Source organism: Streptomyces sp. H27-H5, from assembly GCF_026627505.1.
Lineage (GTDB): Bacteria > Actinomycetota > Actinomycetes > Streptomycetales > Streptomycetaceae > Streptomyces.
The window spans coordinates 1-25,905 of sequence record NZ_JAPNLK010000100.1; the positions used below are offsets into that span (position 1 = coordinate 1).

Annotated in this window: 26 protein-coding genes; 5 read left to right on the forward strand and 21 right to left on the reverse strand. The window is 72.1% G+C overall.

Features of this window, described 5'->3' with window-relative positions:
* Positions 1 to 121: 121 nt before the first annotated feature.
* From OTB19_RS34450 to OTB19_RS34465, 4 genes are all read right to left on the reverse strand, one after another.
* Positions 122 to 1,219, reverse strand: a complete 1,098-nt coding sequence (locus OTB19_RS34450; protein WP_267802666.1) for an IS630 family transposase — start codon at positions 1,217 to 1,219, stop codon at positions 122 to 124.
* A gap of 320 nt (positions 1,220 to 1,539) precedes the next feature.
* Positions 1,540 to 2,169, reverse strand: a complete 630-nt coding sequence (locus tag OTB19_RS34455; protein WP_267802667.1) for a histidine phosphatase family protein — start codon at positions 2,167 to 2,169, stop codon at positions 1,540 to 1,542.
* A 77-nt stretch (positions 2,170 to 2,246) separates the two neighbouring features.
* The gene (gene asnB / locus OTB19_RS34460; protein ID WP_267802668.1) at positions 2,247 to 3,995 is read right to left on the reverse strand and encodes an asparagine synthase (glutamine-hydrolyzing); all 1,749 of its coding nucleotides are present in this window, start codon (positions 3,993 to 3,995) and stop codon (positions 2,247 to 2,249) included.
* Between the two features lie 44 nt (positions 3,996 to 4,039).
* Positions 4,040 to 5,140, reverse strand: coding sequence for a hypothetical protein (locus tag OTB19_RS34465; protein ID WP_267802669.1), 1,101 nt, complete (start codon positions 5,138 to 5,140; stop codon positions 4,040 to 4,042).
* Positions 5,141 to 5,256: 116 nt separating this feature from the next.
* Between OTB19_RS34465 and OTB19_RS34470 the strand changes: the two genes are divergently transcribed.
* A complete protein-coding gene (locus OTB19_RS34470; protein WP_267802670.1) occupies positions 5,257 to 5,757 on the forward strand; it encodes an NUDIX domain-containing protein in 501 nt (166 codons plus the stop codon).
* Here OTB19_RS34470 and OTB19_RS34475 read toward each other — a convergent pair.
* The gene (locus OTB19_RS34475) at positions 5,714 to 6,811 is read right to left on the reverse strand and encodes a hypothetical protein (RefSeq protein WP_267802671.1); all 1,098 of its coding nucleotides are present in this window, start codon (positions 6,809 to 6,811) and stop codon (positions 5,714 to 5,716) included. The genes OTB19_RS34470 and OTB19_RS34475 overlap by 44 nt on opposite strands.
* Positions 6,812 to 6,937: 126 nt before the next feature.
* Positions 6,938 to 7,639, reverse strand: coding sequence for an SDR family NAD(P)-dependent oxidoreductase (locus tag OTB19_RS34480; RefSeq protein ID WP_267802672.1), 702 nt, complete (start codon positions 7,637 to 7,639; stop codon positions 6,938 to 6,940).
* Positions 7,640 to 7,801: 162 nt separating this feature from the next.
* On the opposite strand from OTB19_RS34480, the gene OTB19_RS34485 reads away from it, so the two are divergent.
* Positions 7,802 to 8,365, forward strand: a complete 564-nt coding sequence (locus OTB19_RS34485) for a hypothetical protein (protein WP_267802673.1) — start codon at positions 7,802 to 7,804, stop codon at positions 8,363 to 8,365.
* Positions 8,362 to 9,336, forward strand: coding sequence for an aminoglycoside phosphotransferase family protein (locus OTB19_RS34490; RefSeq protein ID WP_267802674.1), 975 nt, complete (start codon positions 8,362 to 8,364; stop codon positions 9,334 to 9,336). The genes OTB19_RS34485 and OTB19_RS34490 overlap by 4 nt, the downstream gene beginning before the upstream one ends.
* A 21-nt stretch (positions 9,337 to 9,357) precedes the next feature.
* On the opposite strand, the gene OTB19_RS34495 is transcribed toward OTB19_RS34490, so the two are convergent.
* From OTB19_RS34495 to OTB19_RS34560, 14 genes are all read right to left on the reverse strand, one after another.
* On the reverse strand, positions 9,358 to 10,500 hold the full coding sequence (locus OTB19_RS34495) for a hypothetical protein (protein ID WP_267802675.1): 1,143 nt from the start codon (positions 10,498 to 10,500) through the stop codon (positions 9,358 to 9,360).
* A 78-nt stretch (positions 10,501 to 10,578) separates the two neighbouring features.
* Positions 10,579 to 11,388 carry a histidinol-phosphatase gene (locus OTB19_RS34500; protein ID WP_267802676.1) on the reverse strand — a complete coding sequence of 270 codons (810 nt, stop codon included), beginning with the start codon at positions 11,386 to 11,388 and terminating at the stop codon, positions 10,579 to 10,581.
* A 3-nt stretch (positions 11,389 to 11,391) separates the two neighbouring features.
* Complete coding sequence (locus OTB19_RS34505; protein ID WP_267802677.1) at positions 11,392 to 12,180, reverse strand: SDR family NAD(P)-dependent oxidoreductase; 789 nt, start codon at positions 12,178 to 12,180, stop codon at positions 11,392 to 11,394.
* Complete coding sequence (locus OTB19_RS34510) at positions 12,177 to 13,184, reverse strand: hypothetical protein (RefSeq protein ID WP_267802678.1); 1,008 nt, start codon at positions 13,182 to 13,184, stop codon at positions 12,177 to 12,179. Before OTB19_RS34510 ends, OTB19_RS34505 begins: the two co-directional genes overlap by 4 nt.
* Entirely contained in the window at positions 13,181 to 14,371 is a 1,191-nt protein-coding gene (locus OTB19_RS34515) for a methionine adenosyltransferase (RefSeq protein ID WP_267802679.1), read from the reverse strand. The genes OTB19_RS34510 and OTB19_RS34515 overlap by 4 nt, the downstream gene beginning before the upstream one ends.
* A 32-nt stretch (positions 14,372 to 14,403) precedes the next feature.
* The gene (locus tag OTB19_RS34520) at positions 14,404 to 15,471 is read right to left on the reverse strand and encodes an inositol-3-phosphate synthase (protein WP_267802680.1); all 1,068 of its coding nucleotides are present in this window, start codon (positions 15,469 to 15,471) and stop codon (positions 14,404 to 14,406) included.
* Positions 15,472 to 15,575: 104 nt separating this feature from the next.
* Positions 15,576 to 16,592 carry an NAD-dependent epimerase/dehydratase family protein gene (locus OTB19_RS34525; RefSeq protein WP_267802681.1) on the reverse strand — a complete coding sequence of 339 codons (1,017 nt, stop codon included), beginning with the start codon at positions 16,590 to 16,592 and terminating at the stop codon, positions 15,576 to 15,578.
* Entirely contained in the window at positions 16,589 to 17,032 is a 444-nt protein-coding gene (locus OTB19_RS34530; protein ID WP_267802682.1) for a type II toxin-antitoxin system RatA family toxin, read from the reverse strand. The genes OTB19_RS34525 and OTB19_RS34530 overlap by 4 nt, the downstream gene beginning before the upstream one ends.
* A gap of 36 nt (positions 17,033 to 17,068) precedes the next feature.
* Entirely contained in the window at positions 17,069 to 18,238 is a 1,170-nt protein-coding gene (locus OTB19_RS34535) for an acyl-CoA dehydrogenase family protein (RefSeq protein ID WP_267802683.1), read from the reverse strand.
* 147 nt (positions 18,239 to 18,385) lie between these two features.
* Positions 18,386 to 19,039, reverse strand: coding sequence for an HAD family hydrolase (locus OTB19_RS34540; protein ID WP_267802684.1), 654 nt, complete (start codon positions 19,037 to 19,039; stop codon positions 18,386 to 18,388).
* A gap of 48 nt (positions 19,040 to 19,087) precedes the next feature.
* The gene (locus OTB19_RS34545) at positions 19,088 to 19,870 is read right to left on the reverse strand and encodes an ABC transporter permease (protein ID WP_267802685.1); all 783 of its coding nucleotides are present in this window, start codon (positions 19,868 to 19,870) and stop codon (positions 19,088 to 19,090) included.
* Entirely contained in the window at positions 19,863 to 20,900 is a 1,038-nt protein-coding gene (locus OTB19_RS34550; protein ID WP_267802686.1) for an ABC transporter ATP-binding protein, read from the reverse strand. Before OTB19_RS34550 ends, OTB19_RS34545 begins: the two co-directional genes overlap by 8 nt.
* Positions 20,890 to 21,456, reverse strand: coding sequence for a hypothetical protein (locus OTB19_RS34555; protein WP_267802687.1), 567 nt, complete (start codon positions 21,454 to 21,456; stop codon positions 20,890 to 20,892). The genes OTB19_RS34550 and OTB19_RS34555 overlap by 11 nt, the downstream gene beginning before the upstream one ends.
* Positions 21,453 to 22,469: a hypothetical protein gene (locus OTB19_RS34560; protein ID WP_267802688.1), complete on the reverse strand. Its 1,017-nt coding sequence runs from the start codon at positions 22,467 to 22,469 to the stop codon at positions 21,453 to 21,455. Before OTB19_RS34560 ends, OTB19_RS34555 begins: the two co-directional genes overlap by 4 nt.
* Before the next feature lie 340 nt (positions 22,470 to 22,809).
* Here OTB19_RS34560 and OTB19_RS34565 point away from each other — a divergent pair, with 340 nt between their 5' ends.
* The gene (locus OTB19_RS34565) at positions 22,810 to 24,075 is read left to right on the forward strand and encodes an aspartate aminotransferase family protein (protein WP_267802689.1); all 1,266 of its coding nucleotides are present in this window, start codon (positions 22,810 to 22,812) and stop codon (positions 24,073 to 24,075) included.
* Between the two features lie 110 nt (positions 24,076 to 24,185).
* A complete protein-coding gene (locus OTB19_RS34570; RefSeq protein WP_267802690.1) occupies positions 24,186 to 25,136 on the forward strand; it encodes a class I SAM-dependent methyltransferase in 951 nt (316 codons plus the stop codon).
* A gap of 159 nt (positions 25,137 to 25,295) precedes the next feature.
* Here OTB19_RS34570 and OTB19_RS34575 read toward each other — a convergent pair whose 3' ends face one another.
* Positions 25,296 to 25,679, reverse strand: a complete 384-nt coding sequence (locus OTB19_RS34575) for an IclR family transcriptional regulator (protein WP_267802691.1) — start codon at positions 25,677 to 25,679, stop codon at positions 25,296 to 25,298.
* Positions 25,680 to 25,905 lie beyond the last annotated feature (226 nt).

Here is a 25,905-nt window from a genome sequence, read left to right on the forward strand (position 1 = left end):
ACCACCTCCGACCTGGACGATCTCCTGGCCAGGCTCGACCAGCACACCGCCGATCACCCAGAAGAATCCTCCGCCGCCAAGGCCGCGTGATCAACCCCCGAAGGACTTACGACGCAGACCACTAAGTTTGCGCCTGGTTCCGGGTGTCTGGTGGGGTGATTTTGGTGAGGTAATCGGCGAGGGAGTTGAGGATCTCGTCGGCGGTCTTGGTCCAGGTGAAGGGTTTCGGGTTCTCGTTCCAGGTCTCGACCCAGGCCCGGATGTCGTCTTCGAGGGCCTTCACCGAGGTGTGGACACCGCGACGGATGAGCTTGTCGGTCAGCAGGCCGAACCACCGATCGACCTGGTTGATCCAGGACGAGCCCGTGGGGGTGAAGTGGACGTGGAAGCGCGGGTGTCTGGCCAGCCAGGTCCTGATCTCCGCGGTGTTGTGGGTGGCGTAGTTGTCACACACCAAGTGCACATCGAGGTCACCGGGCACCGCTTTGTCTATGGTGACCAGGAACTTCTTGAACTCGATGGCCCGGTGGCGGCGGTGGATTTCGCTGATGACGGTTCCGTCGGCGATGTTGAATGCGGCGAACAGGCTGGTGATGCCGTGCCGCAGGTAGTCGTGGGTGCGGCGCTCGGGCATGCCCGGCATCATCGGCAGCACCGGCTGCGAGCGGTCCAGTGCCTGGATCCGACTCTTCTCGTCCACGCATAACACCACGGCTCGTTCGGGTGGATTGTGGTAGAGGCCGACGACATCGACGACCTTGGCGACGAACTGCGGATCGGTGGACAGCTTGAACGAATCCTGCAGGTGGGGCTTGAGATCGAACCGCTTCCAGATCCGGCCGACCGTCGATTTCGACAGCCCCGTGCGAGCCGCCATCAAGGCCATCGACCAGTGGGTGTCGCGGCCCGGAGTGGACTCCAGCGTCGCCACGATCACCTCCTCGACCTGGTCGAGGAGAATCGAGGGCGGCCGGCCCGGCCTGGGCTCGTCGGCCAGGCCGTCCAGACGCCCCGCGATGAATCGACCACGCCACCGGACAACGGTCGAGGTGTCGATGCCGAGGCCGGCCGCGGTCTGCTTGTTCGTCTCCCCGTCCGCGCAACGCAGCACAATCCTCGCGCGAAGTGCCAGGTATTGGGCGGTCTTCGCGCGCCTGGCCCACTGCGCCCTCGGGTTCCCCGGCCCCCTCGTCCAGCCCCACGTCCACCGGCTCGCCAACCCCGTCCCCGTCCGCCTCCGCGCGAGCCGGCGCCGCACCCGCCGGCAGTACGTCCACGTTCGCCGACGACGCCACTTCCGGAGCGACCGGGCAGAAGACGAACGCCGACGGGACCTCGCTCCCGAGCACCGGCGCGACCGGTGTGATCACCACCGCCGTCGCCAGTGTCGCGGCACTGGCCGCCGGCGCCCACCTCCTCCGACGGCGCAGCGCCGCACGTTCGGCCCGCCACCGGTCCCGCCCGTAGCGGCCAGCAGCGCGACCGGGTGTCCGGTCCTCGCGACGCCGGCCGGGCGCGTACGGCGGGCCGCGCGTGTCGTCAGCTTTCGAGGTGGCGGGTGTCTCCGAGGCGGACGAGCTGGCGATTGTGGAAGAAGTCGTCCTCGCGGAGATGGGTGATACTGCCCGAGGCGACCCGGAAGTTGACGTGACCGAGAGAGTCGATCGGCATGCCGATCCAGGCGGCCACCACGAAGGTCAGTGCGAAGCCGTGGGTCACGATGACCTGGTGCTCGTACGGGTGGGTCAGGATCCCGTCCATGGCCTCGTAGATCCGTCCGGCGAACTCGGCCCGCGTCTCCGATCCCTCGATGCCCTCGTCGTGACCCATCCGGTCGCCGATCGCGGGCGGCGGGACGAACCTCTTGTCCAGCCACTCCTGGGGCCTGCCCTCGGCCTCTCCGTACGACTTCTCGCGCAGCCGGCGGTCCAGGGCCGGCTCCACACCGAGCAGACCGCCGATCTCCTGCGCGGTGCGCCGGGTCCGCCGAAGGTCCGAGGAGATCAGTTCGACTTCGGCGCCCTCGGGGATCTCGGCCCGCAAGGCGCGGGCGATCGCGGCGGCCTCCCGCACTCCTTCGGGGGTCAGCGTGGAATCGTGCCATCCGCCGACCAGGCCCTCGACGTGGTGGCTCGCCTCCGGGTGGGTGACGACGTGGATGCTGCGCACCGGCGCACCTTTCTCTTGAAGGGGTCCTGCCCTGCTTCGGGACGGTACCGCGTGCGTGCCGCCCGGGTGACGGGGTCTCACGGAAGGGGCAGGAGGGACAGTTCCAGGATCATCAGGCCCCACACCAGTCGGGCCTGGTCGCGGCGGACGGTGTGCGTGTCCAGGACTTCACGCACGGCGGCGCCGCTGAGGAATCCGTCGGTGCTCAGCCGGGGCCGGGACAGCACGTCGTGCGCGAACTCCCAGAGTTTGGTGCCGGGTGCCAGGAACGCGTCTACGGGGAAGGTGAAGGGTTGTTTCTGCCGTGTCCGCACCGATTCCGGGACGAGCGGGGCGCCGGCGTCCCACAGGATCCCTTTGCGTCGGACCGCGGTGGCCTTCAGCGTGTCGGGGGTTCGGCGTGCGAAGTCGGTGACGGCCGGCTGGCAGTAGGGCACCCGGCCCTCGATCCCGTGGGCCATGGAGAGGTGGTCGAGTTTGCGGAGGTTGAGGCCGGGGAGTTTGTGCAGCCGGTCGAAGGTGAGCAGTTGCTCCAGGCGTGCGGGGGCCGGCGGGCCGAGCAGTTCCCGTGCGCGGGCGCGGCTGCTTCCGCCGGAGTCGAGCAGCGCCCGGTACTCGGGCGTGTAGAGCCAGCGGTAGCGCTCGTGTGGGATCAGCGAGAGTCGGTCGAGGTAGCGCTCGGGCCACGTGTCGTCGGTGGCGGCGAGCGCGGTGCTGTAGCGGCGGTAGCCGCCGAACTGTTCGTCCGCGCCGTCGCCGACGAAGCACACGCGGAAGGACCGCCGGGCGATCTCCCGGAAGAGGACGTGGGCGCTCAGCGCGTGGGGCGTGGCGTTGGGAGAGCCCAGCGCCGCCACCATGGGCGGGATCAGTTCGGGCAGCTCCGCCTCGCGGATCTCGACCACTTCGAGCGGGATGCCGGCGTGCGCGGCGGCGTCCCGCGCGTAGGTCTCCTCGTCGGACGGGTGCGTGCCTTCGTGGGTCACGTGGAAGCCGGTGACGTCGGTGCGGCGGCGGCCCAGCAGGGTCGCCAGGACGGCGGAGTCGAGGCCTCCGGAGAGCTGTACGGCCACGGGCGCGGACTGCAGTGACATCCGCTCCACCTCTGCCGTCAGCAGGGAGCCGAGGCGGGCGGGCGTGCAGGTGCCGTCGGGCGGGGGCGTGTCGGTGTGTCGCCCCGCTCGGAGGACGGTCGCGTGGCCGTCGTGGACCAGGTGTTCGCCCGCGCGGAGGGCGGACACACCGGTGTACAGCGACGTACCGGGCGGCAGGCACTGCCAGTTCAGGTAGTGGTCGACGGCGTGGGGATCCACGTCGGGGCGGCTCGTCCGCAGGGCGGCGAGGCCGCGCGGTTCGGATGCGAAGGTGACGCCGTCGGCGGTGGCCTCGTAGTAGAGGCTCTTGACGGCCAGCGGGTCGCTCCACAGCTTCAGGCTGCGCCCTGAGCGCAGGTCCACCAGGGCGATGGCGTACATGCCTTCGAGCCGGTCCACGAAGCGGTCGCCGTGCAGTTCGTAGTAGGGAAGCAGGACGGAGCCGTCGCAGTCGCCGTCGACGTGCACCCCGTGCGCGGCGAGTTCCCGCCTGATGGCGCGAAAGTTGTAGATCTCGCCGTTGAACACGGCGTGCACCGAGCCGTCGGCGTTGGTGAACGGCTGGCGGCCGTGCGACGGGTCCTGGATCGCGAGGCGGTTGCAGCCCAGGCCCCAGTCCTCCCCCCGGACGTGGGCCTGCCGATCGGGGCCGCCGGGCAGCTGGGCGTCACGCGCGGCCTCCATCGCGCGCACGTCGCGATCGGATCCGAAGTAGCCGTAGATCCGGCACAAGGGTGTCTCCCCCAGGTGGTCGACGGAGGCCTGGCGCGGCCCCCTCAGGCGGACTTGTTGTTCTCCCCGACGGGTGCCGTACGGCCCTTCGCCCACTCCTGGAGCGGCAGGTGGTGCGGAGCCGCCTCGCGGGCGGTCATGGCGGAGAGCAGCTCGCGCAGGGACGGCAGGCCGGGCTCGACCTCGCGGGCGCGGAAGCAGTACTCGTTGGAGATCTCGGCGTTCCAGGTCATGCTCTCGTGGAGTTCTTCCTTCAGCAGGCCGAGGAAGTCCGCGCGGCCGACGAACGCCTCCGCCTTCTCCCGGCCGGCCCGGATCTCGGCGAAGGCGAGGTCGATGAGGTCGAGCCACTCCAGGACGGCATCGGCGGCATCGGCCTGCGGCCCGATACCGAAGGCATTCAACTCACCAAATCGATCAGCCAGTTCGGCCGGAACGGGGAGGCGGGCGAGGAAGCGGGCCAGGTACTTCGGGTTGCGGTTGGTGTTGCCGTGGACGTGCGTCAGGCCCCGTAAGGTGTCGACGCCCAGCTTGCGCGCCGCGATCAGCGCCGAGGTGTGGTCTCCTTGCGCCCACATGCCGGCCAGGTCGCGGAAGTCGGGGTAGCTGCCGACGGCCGCGCGGAAGGCCGTGTAGGCCACCTCCTCGGGGCGCACCTCGGCGGCGAGCTCCGCGAACGCGGCGACGTTGGTGAGCGGGATCCCGTACGTGAGCCGCGACAGGACCCGGAAGTCGACGGCCGACGCCGCGAATCCGGAGGACTTGCGGGCGCGGGTCCGCATCTGGGCGTAGAGCCGCGCGTGCGAGGCGAGCATGGCGGCGACCTCGTGCACCGTCCAGTACTCGACGTCCACGCCGAGCAGGCTGTGGGGCAGGTAGTCGAAACTCGCCTTCACCCGATCGCCGCTGGTGTAGTACCGCATGTGCTGCTCGCGGGGGAAGGTGTCGCGGTGGAACCTGTCGTCCTTGGACCGGGCGATGACGCAGAAGTCGAAGTCCGAGGACGGGGTGCCCGAGCCGTCCACGAGCGAACCGGACAGCATCAGGATGTCGTCGTCGGCGAGGTGGATCTTCGCGAGGACGGCCTCCTCGTCGAAGTCGTCCATGCCGGGGACCGCGGCGACGTGGGTACGGAAGGAGAGCACGGCTGCCCTTCCCCTCTCTGTTCTGGGTGCGATGTCCCGGCCGGTGGCCGGCCGGATGGAAGCGGAGGAACCGGGCGACCGGACGCGGTCACCCGTGCGGCGCGTACGGTGTACCGGTGACTTCGCTGAAGCTTCGGCACTCGGTGCGCGCGATCGTGTTGGACGAGGAGGACCGCGTCCTGTTGTGCCGGTTCCTGCTGCGCGAGCCGGCGGGAGCGCTCGTCCTGTGGGCGACGCCCGGTGGGGGTCTGGACCCGGGCGAGGGCCCGCTCGACGCCCTGCGCCGGGAGTTGCGCGAGGAGGTGGGGCTCGCCCTCACCGGCGGTGATCCGCCGCACGTGTGGCACCAGGAGGTGGTGCGTCCCGACGTCAGCCGGGGGTACGACGGCGCCGTGAACGACTACTACCTCGTGCGCGTCGCGGCCTTCACCCCGCGCGGGGAGTTGACCGACGAGGAGCTCGCCGCGGAGAACATCACGGGTACGCGGTGGTGGCGGGCGCCGGAGGTCGTCAGGTACCGCGGCCCGGACCTCTTCGCCCCGCGCGATCTCGGCACCCCGCTCACGGCCCTGCTCACCGGTGGCGCCCCGGACCGGCCGGTGCGGCTCGGTCTGTGAGGGGGTGCTCCGGGGAGCGTGCGGGCGCCGGCACGCGGGCGCGGAGGTGGTCGGCGAGCCGGGCCACCTCGCGGCTCGCGTCCTCGAACGCGTACCGGAAGCGGAAGGTGGGAAGGGCCGCGAGGGCGTCACGGGTCCGGCCGGCGGCGGCGTCGTCCGGTGCGTGGCCGAAGATGTTGAGGTGCTTGTTGGGCAGGCCCAGGACGTGGCGCTCCAGCAGGCCGGCGCGTTCGGCCGGCGGTACGTCCGCCGCGCCGGTCTCCGACGGGTCGTCGGCGAGGCTGAGGTGGACGATCGCGTCGACGGTTGCCGATCGGCCGATGCGGGTGTCCAGCAGGTTCGCGTACTCCCAGGGGTAGATCAGGGCCGTGCCGTGCTCCTCGACACCCGATTCGCGCAGGCTGTCCAGCGTCTGGTTGGCGGGATGCGTCAGCGAGGAGCGCGCCGCTCGCGCCGCTTCCGGTCCGAACAACAGGTCCAGGGTGTCCAGCCGTACCGAGACGGATCTCGGCCACCCGACGCCGCGGACCCCGTTCCCGTCCGGTTGCGCCGTGAGGCTCACGTCGTCGTTGCACACCATGACGCCCGCGCCGTGCAGCACGCTCGCCATGACGAAGGTGGTCTTGCCGGACCGGCTGCCGCCGACGAGGGCGACGCCCAGTCCGTCCAGTTCCACGAGTCCGGCGTGCAGGAAGAGCATGCCCTGTCGGCTCGCCGTCGAGCGGTGGATCGCCCGGGTCGCTCGCAGGAGGGACTGGGTGGCCCAGGCCTCGCCCCGGGGGGCCAGGTGGTAGAGGGTCTTGCGGGCGCGGTCGACGGCGTAGTGGAGGCTCGACTCACCCTGCGCGGTGACCGTTTCCGGCAGGGCGCTCGCCGGGGGCTCGGTGTCGGCGACGACCTCCCAGGCCCCGGGTGGGCAGGGGCCCGGTTCGAGGGAGAGGTAGGGGCGTGCGAGGCGGTCGATGTGCCGCGCCACGGACGGCGAGCACGTCAGGCCGGTGCTGTCGACGTGTGAACGGACGGTGTACCGGTGCGTGGGTGCGCTCGATGTCATGTCGCATATCACCCCCGTGTCTGGGTGGGGCCCGCGCCGTGCCGGGTCCCGATCGTCACGGCCGATCATGACAAGGACGGCCGGGCCTGTCCCGGGCGATTCCGCAGAGCGGAACGGACTTGGGATTCAGTCGGGTTCCGACACCATCGGCCCGCGCGTGTCCCAGCCCAGTTCGTCGAGCCCCCGGAAGAACCGGCCGTTGGACCGTGCGGCGGGCACGCCGAGCAGTCGTACCAGGTCGGCGGCGGCCGGAGCGGGCTCGTTCGGGGCGTCCGGCGTTCCCATCTCGGTACGGATCCAGCCGGGGCAGTACGCGAAGGAGGCCAGGTCGCCGGGGGTCGCGGCGAAGTGTCGGGCCACGGAGAGGATCAGGGAGTTGGCGGCCAGCTTGGACGACCGGTAGGCGAAGGAGGCCCCGTCCGCGTCCTGGAGGCGTCCCATGCCGGAGGAGACGCAGACGATCCGGCCCGAGCCCCGGGCGAGCATCTGCGGGGCGTACCGCAGGACCAGTCGGGCGGTGCCGAACAGGTTGACCTCGAAGGTGTCCCGCAGGTCGTCGAGGGTGAGCGAGAAGAGGTCGCCGTAACCGCCGCGGGGATCGTCCAGGTAGACGCCCGCGTTGCCGACCAGCACGTCGACGTCCTCGGCGGCGAAGAGGTCGTCGGCGAGCGGCTCGCGCAGATCGAGGGCCCGGTAGTCGTCGACGTGGTCGCCGCCCGGCGAGGGCGACAGGCCCACGCCCAGGACGCGGTAGCCGGCCGCGCGGAGCGCACGGCACAGGTGGACCCCCAGGCCCCGGGAGACACCGGACACGAGTGCGTTCGGCATGGCGGCGAGCGTAGCCGCCGCTCGGCGATCTGTCCGTACCGCGGGCCCGGTTCCGGGCCGGCGCGACGCGGCCCGGCTTCCCGTGCGCCGTGTCGCACGACGGGTCGGCCGGTTAGTCTGGTGCGCCCGGTCAAGGGACACCCGAGGAAGGGGAGGCGTCGGATGCACACGCACCGACTGCTCGTCACGGGGCCGAGTGGGGCGGGCAGCACCACGCTCGGCCGCGCGCTCGCGACCCTGTGGGCGGCGGCTCACGCGGACGTGGACGACTACCTGTGGCTGCCCACCATTCCGCCGTACATCCACAAACGTCCCGTCGAGGCACGTCTGGCGCTGATGGACGCGCTGTTCGTGCCGCGCGCCGCCTGGGTGCTGTCCGGGACGCTGCGGGGTTGGGGCGACGGTGTCATCGCGCAGGTCGACGGCGTGGTGTTCCTGACCATCGACCCGAAGGTCCGGATGGACCGGCTGATGCGCCGTGAGGTCGTCCGGTACGGCGACAACATCGGCTCGGGCGGGGAGCTGGAGACGGCCCACCACGACTTCATGGACTGGGCGAAGGGCTACGAGGACACCGACGTGCCGGGCCGAAGGTCCAAGGACGAGCGCTGGCTGGCGGGGCTCACGTGTCCGGTGCTGCGGCTGGACAGCGCCCTGCCGTTGGACAAGCTGGTCACTGCGGTGACCGACTGGTTCGAGGGCGGTGCGGCGGGCCGGCCCTCGTGACGGGGGCCGCGCCGCCCACCGTCCCCGAGGTCGTCGAGCTCATCGCCGCGGGGCGGGCCGAACTCCTTGACGGCCGGGGCCTCAACGCCTCTTATCGGGTGACCTGGGGCGGCCGGGCGCTGTCGGTGAAGGTGCACTGCGCGGAGCGCTCCTGCGCCGCGGAGTTCCGGCGGATCGGCCGCGTCGATTCCGCCCTGCGCGGCACGCCCTGGTACCCGCCGGTGCTCGACCTGGGCTTCCACGGGGCGGAGCGGCCCCGGCTGGTGGTGGTGCGTCCGTACGCGCCCGGAACGCCGTCGGACGACGCGCGACGGCACATCGGCGGGGTCGTGGACGTCCTCGCCGACCTGGCGGCGCGTGCGGAGGGGGTGCGGGCCGAGGACACGCTGGTCGGGGACTACGCCTCGCCGTGGCTGGAGGGGGCTCCGTCGGAGCGCTCACTCGTGGACCCGCTGCTGACCGGTGAGTGGCGGGGGCTGGGCCGCGCCATGGACGCGCACCTCGACGAACTTCTGGACGGCGCGGCCCGGTTGACGAGCGCGGAGGGTCTGCTGGTGCACCACGGCGACCTGCACGGCCGCAACCTCATATCGGACGGCACCGGCCGGTTGACGGTGATCGACTGGGACGAGGCCGGCTTCTCCCGTCGGCCCGCCGACGCGGGCAAGGCGCTGTGGCTCTCCTGCCGCCTCGGGCGGGGGGACTTCGCGCTGGACCCGAAGGCGACGGGTCTCTTCCTCGGCCGGCTGCACACCCGTCTGGGCATCCCGTACTCCGACGCCTGTGACCTGGCCCTCCTCGGCGCCCTGTGGTTCCTGCCCAGGCACGGCCACGTCACCCTGCTGGGGCGGCGTGACGCGAGCCTGGGCACCTGGTACCTCGGCTGGGTGTTGCGCTTCTGGACGCGTTTCCGCGGGAATCTGGACCTGGTCGCCAAGACTGCCTCGGAGTTGGAGGCGGGCGGGCGCTGAACCGTGTTCCGGCGGGCGCCCTCACGTGCGTACGCGGTCCTCGAAGTCGGCCGCGAGCCTGGCCACATCGGCCGCGCTGCCCACGGAGCAGCGCAACACGGTGAGTTTCGCCAGGTGTTCCAGGAAGGCGTCGATCGAGGGGGGCGCCGCCCGCCGCCGAACGGGGACGTCCAGCCAGTCCTCGCCGTACAGGTTGTCGTCGAGGGAGAAGCAGTTCCGGGTGACCACCTCGGTGGCGTGGGCAGCACTGGCGGAGGCGAGGGAGTAGTCCGCCTCGCGGTCCACACGGGGCAGGATCACTCCCGCCAGCGGTGCGTTCGGTACGACGCGGACGCCGAGGTACCGGCCGACTTCCTGTGAGCTCAACTTCAGCTTGTCCTCGCCCTGGAACCGGTCCCAGTCCGATCCGGCCTGAGGGAAGCCGGCCCGCACGGACCAGGATCCGAAGTCGGTGATGCCCATGACGTCGAGGGAGCCCTTGTTGACGGCGAGGGGCAGCGGACAGGCCGTCACCTGGTAGCCCTGTCCGCGCCGGTCGAGGTGCATGCGGTCGTTGCCCATCCAGCCGGCCGAGGGCAGCAGCCGGGCCAGTGCGATGGCCGTCGTCGACTTGCCGGCCCCGGAGTCACCGATCACCAGGTAGGCGCCGTCGTCGTACACGAAGGCGGAGGAGTGCAGGACGAGCGAGCCTTCGGCCTTGGCGATCCTGGTGGCCACGTCGCGGATGATCCGGGTGAGCCACCGGTCCCCCAGCCCGGACCGGGGGCGCACGAGGGTCATGCGCCCTTCGGTGCGGATCAGGGCGGCGACCTCGTCGGAGTTCTGGTCCCGGAGCACGAAGACGGTGTGGCCCTCGGCGTCGAAGCGGGGCTGTCGGTAGTGGCGCGTGAGTTCGTACGCACCCCGTACGGCCGTCTGGGCCGACCGCCGGAGCAACTCGGCCACGGTGGAGGGGTCCCGGGCCACGTCGGCGATCACGAGGTCCGGGGCCTCCTCTCCGTCGGTCTCGGCGACGCCGAGCATGCCCGGCGGGCAGAAGGTCTCCGAGACCAGGCCGCCGGCCTCGGGCGAATTGGTGACGATCTTCAACGTCTGGTCCCGGACGCGCAGGAACCGGGTGGTCGCCCCGTCCGGGTCACGGGATACGAGGTCACTGACGAGCATGGGGACTCCACGGGGAACGGTCGGGAACATCCTGCGGGGGTGGCGCGGTGGCGGCCGAAGCGGCCACCGCGGCAGCGGTCAGAACAGCGGGCGGGTCACGGGGGCGCCGCGGCGGAACACGGTCCAGGTCCGGAACCCGATCTCCCCGAGCACCTTGGCCACCTCCGGGTACTGGTCGGCCACTCGTTCGGGGACGTGTGCGTCGGAGCCGAAGGTGATCGGGACCCTGAAGTGGTGGGCCCGTTCGAGCAGGTCGAACTCGGGATACCAGCCGCCGCACATCTTGGTGCCGCCGGAGGTGTTGATCTCCATGACGGCTCCGGAGTCCCGGATCGCGCGGAGCATCTCGTCGGAGGCGGCGGGCGCGGGAACGGAACCGAGCCGGGGGTGGTTGCCCTTCAGCGCGTCCACGTGGCCCATGACGTGGAACAGGCCGGACCGGGCGCAGGCGGCGATCTCCCGGAAGTAGCGCGATTTGACCGCGCCGAGGTCGTCCCCCTCGACGCTCTCCCAGCGGGTGACGTCGAAGATGTCCCGGCCCTCGAACATGTGGACCGAGCCGATGACGTAGTCCAGGGGGTACGCGCTCAGCTCCTTCGTGTACGCGTCCATGCTTCCGCGGAAGAAGTCGGCCTCGGTGGAGACGAGGATCTCGATGCTGCCCGCGAACTCCTCCTTGAGGGCGAGCGCCTCGGCGATGTAGGCGGGGAACTGCGACTTCGGCATCGCCACGCGGGGCAGCGCCTGGTCCACCTCCTCCTTGAACATCGGGGTGTGGTCGGAGAGTCCGAGGACCTTGACGCCCCGGTCGAGCGCTGCCGTGACGTAGTCGCGCAGCGATCCCGTGGCGTGCCCGCAGCGCTGGTGGTGGGTGTGCAGGTCTATCACCGCTCACACCGCCAGGTATCCGCCGTCGACCGGCAGGTCGGTGCCGGTGATGAAGCCGGCCTCGGCGGACAGCAGGAACGCGATGGGAGCCGCGATCTCCTCCGGGTCGGCGAACCGTCGCAGCAGGAACTTCCCGCCGTGGTCCGGGTCGGCTTCGGCCGACGCGCGGTCGAGGCCGAGGGCCTCGCGGTGGTAACGCTCGTTGTTGGCGTTCCACACCGTCCCGGGGCTCACCGAGTTGACCCGTACGCCCCGGGGGGCCAGTTCCTGGGCCGCGCAGCGGGTGAAGCCCAGTACCGCCGACTTGCCGGTGTTGTAGGTCAGGTATCCGCTCTGCGCGATGTGCGCCGAGATGGAGGCCATGTTCACGATGGCGGCCCCGGCCGCGTCCTGCGGCAGTCGGGCGACGAATTCCCGGGTGACCAGGGACAGTCCGACGATCGTGGGGTCGAGTGCGGCGTGCCACTCCTGCGGGGTCGCGTCCAAGCCCTTGAAGACGAAGCCCGCGGCGAGGTTCACCAGCAGGGTGGGCGCCGACCAGCCGGCCGGGAGACCGGCGAAGGCCGCCCGTACCGACTCCTCGTCGACCACGTCGCCCACGGCCAGGCTCACCTCGTGGCCGAGCTCGCGCCACTCCTTCACCGCGGCGCGGCCGTGCTCGGCGCTCTTGTCGAGGACGAGGACTCGGCATCCCTCCGCGCACAGTCTCGCGACCACGGCGGCGCCGATGCCCTGGGCGCCGCCGGTGACCACCGCGGTGCGACCCGCGAGCCCCCGTTCGAGGATGTTCATGTCGTTCCCAGCCCCTTTCCGGTGGCCCATGCGCGTATGTGGTCGATGGCGTCCTCGCGGCGCAGCCCCTCGGTGGCGCCGTGCGGCGAGAAGGTCTCCCCGGAGTCCTCGGTGAGGTTGTGGTCGGCGGCGAGCTCCGCCACCGACGCCGCCGGTACGCCGCGCTCGGCCAGGCTCGCGCCGAAGGCGGTGCTTTCGATGCCGCGTCCGTCGGCCGCCGCGAAGTACCGCCAGGCCTGGAACATGCCCTCCAGGTGGCCTGCCGACAGGTGGACGGCGTTGCGGCCCTCGGAGACGGCGATGCCCCGGCTCCGGGCCAGGGCTCCCAGAGCGCCCCGCAGGGAGTCCGGGGCCGCCCGCGCCGGATGGAGCTCTCCCAGGACCTCCCCGCGCAACGCATCGATCTCGCGCCGGCTGTGGCATTCCAGGAGTCCGACGAGTGCTCCGGACCCGGTGTAGCCCTCGGCGAGGGCCGGCAGGAAGCCGTTCAGGACGATCACCGGGCGGCCGTCCAGGTCGGTCACCGAGGCGTACGAGCCGGAGCCCAGCTTGTGGATGCCCGCGTCCCGGCAGCGTTCGTCCAGGGCCTGCGGGGTGAGGTCCACCTCCCGGGTCATCGCCTCGTAGGCCCCGAAGGCCTCGCCGGTACCCGTCGTGCCCACCAGGGAGCGCAGTTCCCGCCGGGCACCGGAGGTGAGCACCACGGGCCCGTCGGCGGTCAGCCGGTGCAGGCGCGGGTAGTGCAGGAGCAGGTACCCGCGCCGCGCGAACTCCCCCGCCGGGACGACGGCCGCGCGGCGCACGTCCACCTCCGCCTCGTCGAGCACCCGTACCGCTTCCGCGGCCGCCTCGGGCGCCGCGGACGGTGTCATGACCTCCGGCTTGACCAGGACCACGAAGTGGCTGCCGCTCGTGGGCGGGGCGGTCGGGGCCGGTCCGGTGTCCGCGCGCGGTCCGCCGGCGCGCGCCCGCGTGACGAGGTCGCGGGCCTGTCGGGCGGTCACCACAGCGTGATGCCCTTCTCGATCAGCTCGACCGTCAGGTCGGCGGAGCTCGCGACGGTGGCCTCCACCAGGGCGCGCAGAGCCGGCTCGTCCGCGTCGGGGGTGGTCACGACGACCTCGTCGGGGTGCTCCAGCGGGGCTTCCTTGGAGGTGAAGATGTGCACCTGCGCCGGTCCGCCGAACTCCTCGTGGACCTGTTGGGCCAGCCGCATGGCCATGACGTTGTAGATCTTCCCGGTGTGGTCGAGGGGGTTCTTGCCGGCCGGCGCCTCGATGCTCATGGGACGCATGGGGGTGATGAGGCCGTTGACCCGGTTCCCCCGGCCGACGACGCCCACGTCGCCCGTGTCGGCCACGGACCCGAGGGCGGTGAGGTAGGGGCGGCCGTTGCGGTCGGTGGCGTTCACCAGGAGCCGGACGTCGTGGATGCCCAGCGAGGCGATGTACTTCTCCAGCTCCTGCCGCACGACGGCCTTGCGCGCCAGGTAGTGGTCCATCGACTCGATGTGGGCCGCCAGGAAGGGCATGTTGACCACGAGGCTGAAGGCGTCCCGGCGCCTGCTGCCGAACACCTTGACGTCCCAGCCGGAATCCGGGTGCCGCTGCTTGAAGGGGGCGCCGTTGACGAGCTGTTCCAGCCCGAGCACCACGCTCTCCAGTCGGGACAGCGGGGCGTAGCCATGGAGCAGGTTGGTGTCGTTGGACACCAGTCCGCCGGAGCGCAGGGGTACGAGGTCCTGCGGCGAGGCGGGCTGGTAGCGGGAGCGGCCGCGGCCCGAGCCCTGGTGGTCGACGACGCCGAGTTCGACGACCAGGTGGCGGGAGGCGTCGAAGCCGGTGGTGACCTCCGCCAGGACTTCCGCGGCCGCGCGGAAGACGATCTCCTGGACGGGAATCTCGACGGCTCCCACCCGGAAGGCGGCCTTCCCGAAGACCATCACCCGGTACGGCGAGGTGAGTTCGCCCCGGCCGTAGTCGGTGTCCGCCCCACCGCCGTAGAGCGTGACCTTGTCGAACCAGTGGTGGGCGACGCCGCCGAACTCCTTGAGGCAGTGGAGGGAGTAGAAGCGGGACATGCGCTCCGCGATGGCGTCGCACATGGTGTCGGGGTGACCCACTCCCTTGCGCTCGACCAGCTCGTAGGGCAGGTCCTCGACCGAGCGGGAGTCGCGTTGTATGGACAGCATGGACCGTCTCTCTTTTCGGTGACCGGGGCGGCTCAGGAGGCGAAGTCCAGGAACGCGGTCCTGGCCTCGGATTCGGGCAGACCGTGCGGGGGGCTCTTGAAGAGCAGAGGGGAGGGGCCGTCGACCGCGCCGGAAAGGCCCCGGTCGCCGGCGGTCTTCGCGGCGCGTACGGCGTTGGCGATGACGCCGGCGGCGTTCGGGCTGTCCTCCACCTGGAGTTTGATGTCGATGCGCACCTGCGAGCCGAGCACGGACTTCGCCGTGACGTTGGCGAAGCACAGCTTCGTGTCGGCGAGGTGCCCGATGAACCCGGAGGGACCCGCGACCCCGTCGACGTCGGTCATCCCGGCCGCCCGCAGCGCGTTGGCCTTGGAGGTGAACTTGGAGGCGGAGCGGGAGGTGTCCGCGAGGTTCAGGAAGTCGGTGTTCCCGCCGACGTTGAGCTGGTAGGTGCTCTCCAGCTCCAGTCCGCGGCTGAGGAGCAGTTCGATGAGGGCGGTGTGCAGGCAGGTGGCTCCGAGATGGCTGCGCAGGTCGTCGCCGAGCAGGACGACCCCCGCGTCCGCGAACCTGCGGCTGACGTTCGCGTCCCGTGCCAGCTCCTCCGGGGTGCAGTTGACGACGGCGGTGCCGGCGGTGAGCGCGGCCTGGGCGAACATCCGGATGGCCTGGGAGGCGCCCGTGGGCAGGGCGATGACCAGGACGTCGGCCTCGTGCTCGACGAGGGCCTTGGCCACGTCCTCGGGGGTGGCGTCCCGTGCGGCGGAGGCGATCGGGATCACCGCGCCGAGCGGGCCCGTGAGGCCGTCGAGCACGGGCGCCGGGAGGACCGGGGCGTCGCGGTCGGCGCCGAGCGCGGTGAAGCCGGTGGCGGAGATGGCGGGGGCGGTGAACGCCTGCGCGAGGGGCAGTCCGACCTTCGCCTCGTCCACGTCGAACGCCGCGACGATCCGGACGTCGGCGAGCCGGTAGCCGCCCAGGGTGTGGCACATCAGTCCCGGCAGCCTGGTGTCCGGGTCGGCCTGGGCCAGAGCGACGAACTGGGCGAAGCTCCATGCGCAGTTGCCTGTACCGGCGAGCGCGACACGTATGTTCCTCATGGCGGGTTCTTCCTTCCTGGGCGAACGGCGACACTCCTGGCCCGGCGGGCCGGTCTGCGCCTTCGGGCGGTTTCCCGCGGCGCCGTGTCCGCGGTGCGTACCGGTCAGGTCCGCCACGGTCGGGGGATCCTGCGGGCGGCGCTCGCGTGGGTCTGCGCCCAGCGGCGTATGGAGCGGTGGAGCACCAGGGCGGTGTCGGGCACCCGGTGGGTGACCTCGAACGGTTCGGTGACCGACAGGTAGCCCTGGTAGGCGCGGAACGCGGTGACCCGGAGCAGTTGCGCCCGGTCCAGGTGTTCCTCGGCGAAGGGCAGGTAGAAGCGGTTCCACTGCTCGGGCGTCATCGACGGGAGGCGCTCCAGCGGGGGCACCCCGTGCCGGGCGCGCCAGGTGTTGAGGGCGGCGCGGACCGTTTCGAAGGCCTCGGCCACCGGCTGGGCCCGGTCGCCGCGGCCGAGGATCGACAGTCGTGTGCCCGCCGGTGGGTCGCCGCCGACGAGCCGTGTGACGTGTTCGGCCACGTCGTCGGTGCTGACGATGTCCAGCAGCGCCTTCTCCTCGGCCACCATCGCCGGGACGGCGCCGCTGCACAGGGACGTGGGCAGCCAGAAGAATCCGCTGTACCGGTCCAGGAGTCCGTCGGCCCGGGCGCCCATCACCACGGGGAAGCGGACGATGTCGGCGCTCTCCCGTTCGGCGTGGACCAGCCGTTCGGTCGCCGCCTTGGACCACTCGTACGAGTTGCGGTACGCCTCCGGGTCGGGCGAGGCGGTGTCCCCGGCGAGGCCGGTGGCGTAGGAGGAGGACAGGTGGACGAGGTGGGTCCGCGGGGTGGTCAGGCCCAGCACCGCCCGCAGCGGGGCGACGTTGGCCTGTTCGGCTTCCTCGAAGGGCAGGTTCCAACGGGTGTCGGCGGCGCAGTGCACCACCGCGTCCCACGGGCCGCGCAGGGCGGGCGGCGGCGCCTCCCGGCCGGCCTGCCAGGCGTGCTGCCGGGGTCCGGCGCCCCCGCGCCGGCTGACGCCGTGGGGGCGGTGACCCGCCGCGGTGAGCGCGCGCATCACGGCGCCGCCGACGGCTCCGGTGGCCCCGGTGACCAGGACGTGCGGGTGGTCGGTCACGAGACGGTGATCCGCCGCTCGATGGCGCGGAGCATGTGTTCGGAGTTCTCGCGCAGGGCCTTGGCGGCGACGGGGTTCAGCATGTCGGCCAGCAGGGGTATGCCGATCTCGAAGTCGACCGAGAAGACGACCACCGAGGTACCGTCGCCTCTGTCGTCGACGCGCCAGTATCCGGTGAACTCGTCGAGGTCTCCGGACACCTGGGAGAACGACATCACGCGCTTCTCCTCGTCGAGTTCGTCCTCCTCCACCCATTCGAGTACGGATCCCTTCAGCAGCACCGACCACTCGCTGGTGCGGGTGCCGCTCTCCGATGCGCCGAGCACGGTCACCGATTCGACGTTCTCCATGTAGGCGGCGTAGTCCTCAAGGCGGGTGACGGCGCGCCAGGCGTCGGCGGCCGGGGCCTTGATGGGCAGGTTGACCTCGACGTGGGGCATGGCTGTGTGTCTCCTTCGGGCAGGGGGCCGGCCGGCTCAGACGGCCGGATCGAAGCTGATCTCACGTCCCGTACAGAAGGCTCCGACCACGTCGTCGCACGTCAGCAGGGACGGCGGATGGTGGTGGACGGCGAGCGAGTCGACGAGGAGGGAGGCGGCCGCCTGCCCCTTTCCGTACAGGCGGCTGCCGATGACGGGCGTGAGGGCGGCGAGCACCCGGTCGCGGGTGTCGCTGAGCGAGGCCCGAAGGCCGACGGCCGCGGCCAGCGCGGCCCGGCCCGCGACCGCGCCGGAGGCGACGTCCGCGGCGAGCTGCCGGCAGGATCCGCCGAGGGTCAGCAGTTCACGGGTGGCGCGGCCGAGGAGGGCGGTCCTCGGGCCGTGGGCCTGCGCCCGGATCACCTGGCGGTACGCCACGTCCAGCAGCCCGCTGAGGACGCCGTGGTAGGTGGCGCTCAGCAGGACCGCGAACCAGACCATCCCGGAGATCACGTTGTCGTCGATGACGTCGGCGGGGCCCCGGTGGAAGACGAGCCGGTCGTCCAGTTCCACGTCGCGCAGGACCAGCCCGGCCGTGTCCGAGTCGGTCATGCCGAGCGAGGACCACTCCCCCTCGACGGTGAGGCCCGGGGACGAGCGGGGACACAGTGCGAGGATCGTGTCGTCGGTGCCGGTGACCCGGGCCGTCAGGCACACGAGGGTGGCCGTGGTGGCGAGGGAGCAGGGGAACTTCGTCCCCGAGACCCGGTACCCCTTGCCGGTGGGGACCGCTTCGGAGCGGCTGCTCATGAAGTTGGGGCTGCCTCCGGGCTCGGCGAACGCGGACGCGACGAGGGCGCCGGTCCGGGCGATCCCCTCCAGCAGCATCCAGCTGGAGTCCCGGTGGCGCTGCCAGTAGTCGGCCATCAGTCCGACGGTGAAGGCGTGCATGTTGAGCGCGATCGCGGCCGACGGATCGACCATGCCCAACGCGCGCTGGGCGGCGGCCACTTCGACGAGGCTCGCGCCGGCGCCGCCGAACTCCCGGGGGATCGGAAGGGCCGCGTAGCCGTTCGCTCCGAGGTCCCGGATGCGGTCGGCGCCGGAGGCTCCCTCGCGGGGCGGGCCCGGTGTCCAGGCCGTGCTCCAACCGGCGTTCAGGAGGGACAGGTGGGGGGCTTCGGTGTGGTCGGCCCGTTCCGTCGCGTCCGCGGCGGGATTGGTCATGCCTCTCCCCTCGGATTCGGTTCCGTACGGATCGTCGATCGGTACGGGATGAACACAATCAGACGGCGGCCGTCTTATCAGCAAGTGTTTCTTTGTGCGGAACACGAACCGGCGGGAATTCTCCCGGGGCGACGGAGGAACTGTTTCTCAGAGTTCCAGGAGAGCCAGGAGCCGAGCCGGATCGGGGTGCGCGGGATTCACGCGTACCGTGTCCCAGCCGAGTGCGCGGGCGGGCTCGATGTCGAGTTCCGCGGAATCCCCGACCATCACGCGCCGTTCGAACACGCCCTTCCCGATGAGCCGGAATGCGCGGGGGTCCGGCTTCTTCGGGCCGCCGTCCGCCGTGAACAGCGCCCGGTCGTACACCTCGGGCACCTTCAGGCCGTGCAGGAGCCTTCGCATGAGGGGGCCCGGGAGGTAGCAGTTGGACATGATGCGGACGGTGTGGCCGGCGGCGGCGGCGCGGGACATCGCGTCCGCCATCGGCACGCACAGGGTGTACTGGTCGGGGTCGGCGCAGCCGAGCGCCTGCCACAGCGTCTCCTCCAGATCCGCGCTGTCCCGTGGTTCGCCCCGCTCCCGCAGGGCCGTGTCCAGCAGGTCGAGGGTCGGCGGCTGGGGCGCACAGGGGTCGGCCAGCGCGGTGAGGATGGCGTCGAACACCGTCCGCACGACGGCCTCCGCCTGCCGCGAATCCAGGGCGAGTACGTCGGTGAGGCAGGCGGTGAAGTGGTCCGCGCCCGGGAGCGGGCGGGACAGGACGAGGGTGTCGAAACAGTCGAAGACCACGAGGGCGGGCATGGCGTTCCTCTCGGATGTCGCGGGGGTGGCGGCTTCGGCGGCACGGCCTCACGACCACGAGAGCTTGCGGTGGTGGACCCGGAAGAAGAGCAGGGTCACGACGGTCAGGCCGGCCGCGAACGCGCACAGCACGCCGGCCGGGAGCAGCACGGCGCGCACGCCGCCGCCGTCGATGATGACGGTGGAGAAGCCGCGCATCGCCCAGTAGCTGGGGACGCCCGGGGCGAGCGGGCGGGCCCACTGCGGCAGCGCGGAGAGCGGGGTCAGCGCGCCGCCGAGGCCGGCGAAGAGCAGGGCGAGGAGGTTGGCGAAGACGCTGAGTTGCGCGATGGTGCGGCAGAGCGCGACCAGCGCCATGCCGGCCAGGACCACGCAGAGGGCGAGGGGCACCCCCACCACGACGAGCGCGGTCCAGGAGCCCCGCACGCGCAGTCCGAACAGCAGGCCGCCCGCCGCGAAGACCACGGCCAGTTGCACCACCGCGACCGCCAGGGGTACGACGATCCGTCCGGCGACCAGCTCGAAGGGTCGCGCGGGGCCCGCCCGGAGCCGGTCCCAGGTGTTCCAGCCGTGCTCGCGGAACATGGCGAAGCCCACGACGGTGACGAGGAAGAAGAGGAACATCACCGCCATCCCGGGCACGCCCTGTTCGGCTCCGGTGGCGTCCTTGACGTCGCCGGCCCGCAGCGCCGCGCGGAACAGCGGCTGCATGAAGCCCATGATCAGCAGGGGCATGACCGTGCGGACGACGAGCGGCGCCGGGTCGCGCAGGAGGAGTCTGACGTCCTGCCGGACCAGTGCGGCGATGCGGCCCGGTGACCCGTCACCCATGGCGTCCCGCCTCCACTGTCTGGCCGGCCGGCGGCTTCGGGCCGTCCCCGCTGTCCCCGTCGGGCTGAGGGCCTGAGGCGGCAGTCCCGGGCCGCTGCCCCGTCAGGGCCAGGAAGACGGTCTCCAGGCTGGGCCGGAGTACGCGCAGGTTGACCAGCCGGGGCAGTGAGTCGCCGAGCGCCGCGAGCACCTCGGGGGCCGCGAGGTGCGGCTCCCGGGCGTGCACGCGCAGCATGTCGCCGGCGTGGGTCACCGGCCAGGGGACGCGCAGGGGCGGCGGGGTGCCGGAGAAGGTGAGTTCCACGGCTCCGTCACCGTGGTCGCGCACCAGGTCGGTGATGGTTCCGCGGGCGACCAGACGGCCGTGGTCCAGGACGGCCACGCTCGCGTGGAGGTCCTCGACCTCGCCGAGGTAGTGGGTGGAGTAGCAGACGGCGGTACCGGCGGCGGCCAGGTCGCGGACGTGTGCGATGAGCCGGGCCCGGGTCTCGACGTCCACTCCTGCCGTCGGTTCGTCGAGCAGGAGCAACTTCGGCCGGTGCAGCAGGGCCATCGCGGTGTGCACGCGCCGTTGTTCGCCTCCGGACAGGCCGCCGACACGGCGTTCGAGCAGGCCCGCGAGGCCCAGCGGTTCCGCAGCCTCCTCGATGCGCCGGTCCGCCTCCCGGCGGCGCAGCCCGGCGAGTTCCGCGAAAAAGCGGAGGTTCTGCTTCACGGTCAGCGGCGGGTACACGCCGAGCTCCTGGGGGGCCAGGCCGAGACGCAGACGCGCCCGGCGTGGTTCACGGGCCGTGGAAACGCCCAGTACCTCGATCTCCCCCGCGTCGGGCCGCAGCAGCCCGGCCACCAGGGACATCAGCGTGGTCTTGCCCGCGCCGTTGTGTCCGAGCAGGCCGACGATCTCGCCTTCGGCGATGTGCAGGCAGACATCGTCGAGGGCGATCGCGGAGCCGTACCGCTTGCCGACGCCGCGCAGGACCAGCGGCGGCGCGCCTCCCGGGGCGGTCGCGGGGACGGGATCAGTCGACACGGCGCGTCCACGCTTCCGGCAGGAGGTCGGGGAGGCCGACGCGCTGGAGGTGGGGTTGCCAGGTGCGGGCCAGCTTGAAGCCCTTCATGAGCCCGCTGCCGGAGCGCACGTCGGGCAGCGGCTCGCGGTATCCGAGCAGGGCCTCGGTGTCCCGCAGGTGATCCCGGAGCCGGTCCAGCCATTCCTCGCCCCGCGCGGGGTCGCCGGTCGCGGCTTCCCGGCCCCGCGCGGCGAGCAGCAGCCCCGCCTCGACCTCGTCGGCCGGGACGCCGGCGAAGGGGTCGGAGGCGGCCTCGTCGTGCCCGTAGCTCAGTTCGCCCTCGGTGCGCAGGCCCCGTACCGACAGCGACAGTTGTACGAGTTCGTAGGCCATGAGCACGGCGGCCTCGCTCTGGCCCGCGATGGTGGCGCCCTCGATGTCCTCCATGCGGGCCCGGCAGCCGAGCAGCAGGCGGGCGGCGCCGTGGGCGCGGAACGCGAGGAGCCGGCGCAGGTCGGTCGGGGCGGCTTCGCCCGCCGCCGGGCCGGTCGGGACGGTGGTGCCGGGGGGCGTCACGCGGGTACCTCCGGGGCGGGGTGGGCCACTCCCAGCCACAGCATGTCGCCTGCGAACAGGGGCAGCAGGTCGTCGGGGAGCGCGGAGCCGGCGGGGCCCGACCAGACGACGGCGTCGCTGTCGTCGTGCGGCAGGTCCGACCGGAGCACCTCCAGCGCGCGCAGCTGCCATCGGTCCACGATCGTGCGGTCGTCCAGGACGGTCGTTCCGACACCGGTGGACCAGCGCAGTACCGCGTGGAGCGGGGCGGCTTCACCGACCAGGTCGTGGATGAGGTCGAGGCAGTGCGGGACCCTTTCCCGGGGGTCGAGGGGTGGAGCCAGTACGTCGCCGAGGACGGCCAGGCCCTCGGCGTCGTCAAGCGCCTTGAGCTTCTCCCCCACCCACTTGGCGGGGAAGTAGACCTGCCCGCCGGCCGCCGCCCGGGCGTTGAGCGCGGCGACCGCGGCCTCGCGCGCGCGGGCCGCCGCCGCCATGGGCTTGGCGCCGAGCAGCCAGCGGGCGGCCTGGGCGAGCCGGTGTGCCTCCACCGTCCACCACTGTTCCACCACGTCGGCGTGCCAGGGCCCGCGCAGGTCGGCGTGCCAGGCGTCCCAGGGCGGGGTGGCGACGAGCGGCAGCCCGAGGGCGAGTCGGTTCGCGGTGTTGATGGCGCGCCGCCGGTGGTTCCAGCCGGATTCGCCGACCGAGTCGAACCGGGGCCAGGGCCGGCCCCGCAGGTCGGCCGTGGTGTCGCGGACGGCGCTCGCCCGGCGGATGTTGACGTCGATCAGCGTGCCGTGCTCGTGCGACTGGATGGGGAAGCGGGTGAGCCGGTCGTTCTCCACCAGGACGAAGAGGTCGAGGTCGCTGCGGTGGTTGCCGAAGCCGGCCGGCACGGATCCGGCGGCGACCGCGAGCGCCGGACTGCCCACGCCCTGGTCCGCCTCCCGCAGCACCGCGTCCCAGGTGACCCCGCGCTCGTCCAGAAAGGCGGCCAGGCGGTCTTTCAGGATTCCCGGATCGGGCAGCATTCCCCGATCAGGAAATGCGTCGGCACGTGCCGAAGTGGTCTCCATGGAGTTCGGTGCACCTTTCCGATGCGGCTGCCGGCGGGGCGTCGGGTTGTCCCCGGACGTTCGTCCGGAGGCGATTCGGAGGGCGTCACCGGATTTCCGGGTCACGTCGGGCACGGAATCGGAGCTCCCTCGGCCTCCCCCAGCCTTTCAGGGCTCCACGGTCCCGGCAACGACTGTTCCGGCAGCCGGAACGTGACTTCTCAGCGGCGCGGCGGAGCGATAGAACCGTCCCTGGACGGATTCCCATCACGCCCGCGTCGGATCGTCGCGGCCGGGCGAGGAGAGGACGCAACCCATGACCGCGAGCGACGGACGTGGGGCCGCCCGGGGCGCGCTCGACGCGACGCGCAGCCACCAGTCCCCGCAACTGGCCCTGGTGTACGGGATGAACGGTTCCGGGGCGATCGAGATGCGCGGCGAGGGTGCCCGCCTGCTGCTCTCCGACGGCCGTGGAGCACTGGACTTCGGGAGCTACGCCGTGACCCTGCTCGGGCAGCGCCACCCGGCCGTCCTGGCCGCCGTGCGCCGAGAGTTGGACGCGATGCCGGTGTCGACCCGGGTCCTGGCCAACCGTACGACCGCCGAACTGGCCCGGCGGCTGGCGGCTTGGGGTGATCCGGGACGGCTGACCAAGGTGTGGCTGGGGCTCAACGGTTGCGACGCGGTCGAGGCGGCCCTCAAACTGGCCCGTCTCGCCACGGGCCGCACCCGGGTGATCGCGATCGAGGGCGCCTACCACGGCAAGTCCCTCGGGGCGCTCGCCGCGACCTGGAACGCACGCTACCGGCAGGGTCTGGAGCCCCTGCTGGGCGGCGTGACCCACATCGCGGCCGATCCGGCGGCGATCCCCGCCGCCTTCGCGGGGGACGGGGTGGCGGCCGTCCTCGTCGAGCCGGTCCAGGGCGAGGGCGGGGTGCGGCCGTTGGAGCCCGGCTTCCTGCGGGCGCTCGCCGACGCCGCGCACGCGCACGGCGCCTTCGTGATCGCCGATGAGATCCAGACGGGTCTGCGCCGGTGCGGTCCGCGGCTGGTCAGTACCGACGCCGGGGTGCGTCCCGACGCGGTACTCCTGGGCAAGGCGCTCGGCGGCGGTGTGCAGCCGCTGTCCGCCGTACTGGCCACGCCGGAGCTGTACGCGCCATTGGCGGCCGACCCGTTCACCCACACCACGACCTTCTCCGGCCATCCACTCGGTGCGGCCGCCGGTCTCGCGGCACTCGCGGCCGTGGAGGAACTCGCCCCGCGCGGGGCCGTGTTGGAGCGGCTGCTCGCCGACGGCTTGGCGCGGATCGCCGGCCGGCACCCCGGGCTGGTGACGCAGGTGCGGGGTCGGGGGCTCATGTGGGGCGTGGAGTTCGCCACTCCCGCGGCGGCCGGGGACGTGCTGATGGAGCTGGGCCGCAAGGGGCTCGTGGTCTCGCCGTGCCTGGGCCGTCCGGAGGTGCTCCGGCTGCTCCCGCCGCTGGTCGCCTCGGACGACGAGGCCGAGGAGGCCCTCGCGATCCTGGACTCCGTCTGCGCCGCCGTACCCGCCGAGTTCCGGCCTCCGGAGCCGCACTAGACCCTCTGGCGCGCCCGGAGTCCGGTGCCTGCCGGGCCGGCGGCCAGGATCGATTTCCCGTCGCCCCGCCCGCGCGGCGACCACCGTACGGACCACCGAGGAGCGTCACCATGGCGGACACCGGCCCGCACACCGCGGAGCACGACACCGGACCGGGGCCCGGGCCCGCACCGGGGGCGACGGCCGGAGCGGGCTCGCCGACCGGACAGCGGGGGGTCCAGTTCCGCTACCACCGGGAGTTGTTCCCCGCGCTGCACGACTGGGAGCGCACCGAACGCTCCATCGTCGAGTTCAGCGGCGAGGAGGGTCCGGCCGGTCTGCTGGGCCTCGACCAGATGGGCCACTTCGGTCCGCAGGGCTGCGACTTGGTCGCCGATGCGGTGCTCGCCCACGGCGAAGGCCCCTTGGACGTGTGTGAGCTGGGCAGCGGCTTCGGCGGAGCGCTCCGGTACACGGTGGACAAGATCAGCGCCGGCGGGCTCTCCGTACGGCGTGCCCACGGCGTGGACCTCGTCCCCGAGCACTGCGCGGTCAGCCGGAACATCAACCGCGCGCAGGGGCGCACCGGAATGACCGACATCTGCGCGTCCGCCACCGCCGTCCCCCTCCCCGGCGCCTCGCTGGACGTGGTCTGGGTGACCGGGTCGATGCCGCACTTCCCCGCACCCGGCGAGGTGTTGCGCGAGGCCGGGCGGCTGCTGCGGCCCGGCGGCCTGCTCGTCCTGACCGAGGAGGTCAGCCTGACGCCCGGTGACGAAGAGCCCTCGGATGCGTTCCGTGTCACTCACCCGCGCGGGGTGTTCTTCACGACCCCGCTCGCCGACCGCTTGCGGGACTTGGAACGCGCGGGCTTCGCAGATGTCGTCCGCGAGGACCTGACGCCGTGGGCGGTGGCGCTGCTCACCGACCGTTTGAAGGTCGTGCGCATCTTCCGGGGCAGTGTGGCCGGCATCTACGGGACCGCGTCGGCCGATCTCATCCGCGACACCCTGGATGCGGCCCGGACGGAGTTCCTGGCGGCCCGGCTGTCGCCGGCGCTGATCACGGCCCGGCGGGCCTGACGTGCGCCTCCCCATGTCCGGGCACGGTGTCCGCGGCGGCATGACCCGCTCCCCCGGGTCGTGGTCCGCTGGGGCCTCCCGTACCCGTGCGACGAGGGGGCCCGCACGGGTACGACAGGGCTCGCCTCAGCGGGCCATCGGTGGGCCTTCAGCGGACCTTCAATGGGCCGGCGCCATGTCGGGGGTCCGTTGGAGCGCGCGGGAGACGGCGGCGCACGCCGCCCTCAGGTGCGAGACGGCCCCGACGACCTGGAGCCGCCCCTGCGGGCCGGTGACGGCCAAGGCCCCCACCGCCGTGCTCGACGCCGTGAGCACGGGAGCCGCGATGCCGACGGCGCCGCTCGCTCCGCGCACGGCCACGAACCCCTGGTGGCGTACGCGCCCGGCTTCCCCTTCCGCTTCCTCCCACCCGGCCGAGAGGGGCACGGACGGGCCGGCCGCGAACGCCTTGAAGATCCGCGTCGCGGCCTGCACCGACGCCCGGGCCTCGTCCTCGACCCCGACTTCGGCGCCCGCACCATGGGCGCGACGTACCGCATCCACCAACGCCGCGTCCGGGCCGGACGCGTCGGAAATGAAAATGAAAGCGCTCCCACGAGTGACATGATGAAGCTGTTCCGCATACGGAAAAGCCAGACTGCGCGTAACTGTTTAGGGGTTTCCGCTGGTTGTGGGCAGCATCCATGGCCGTCCGGCGAAGAGGTCGCGTAGGGCGGTGAGGGGGTTGATGCCGTGTTTGCGGACGGTGGAGATGTAGGAGCGGATCCGG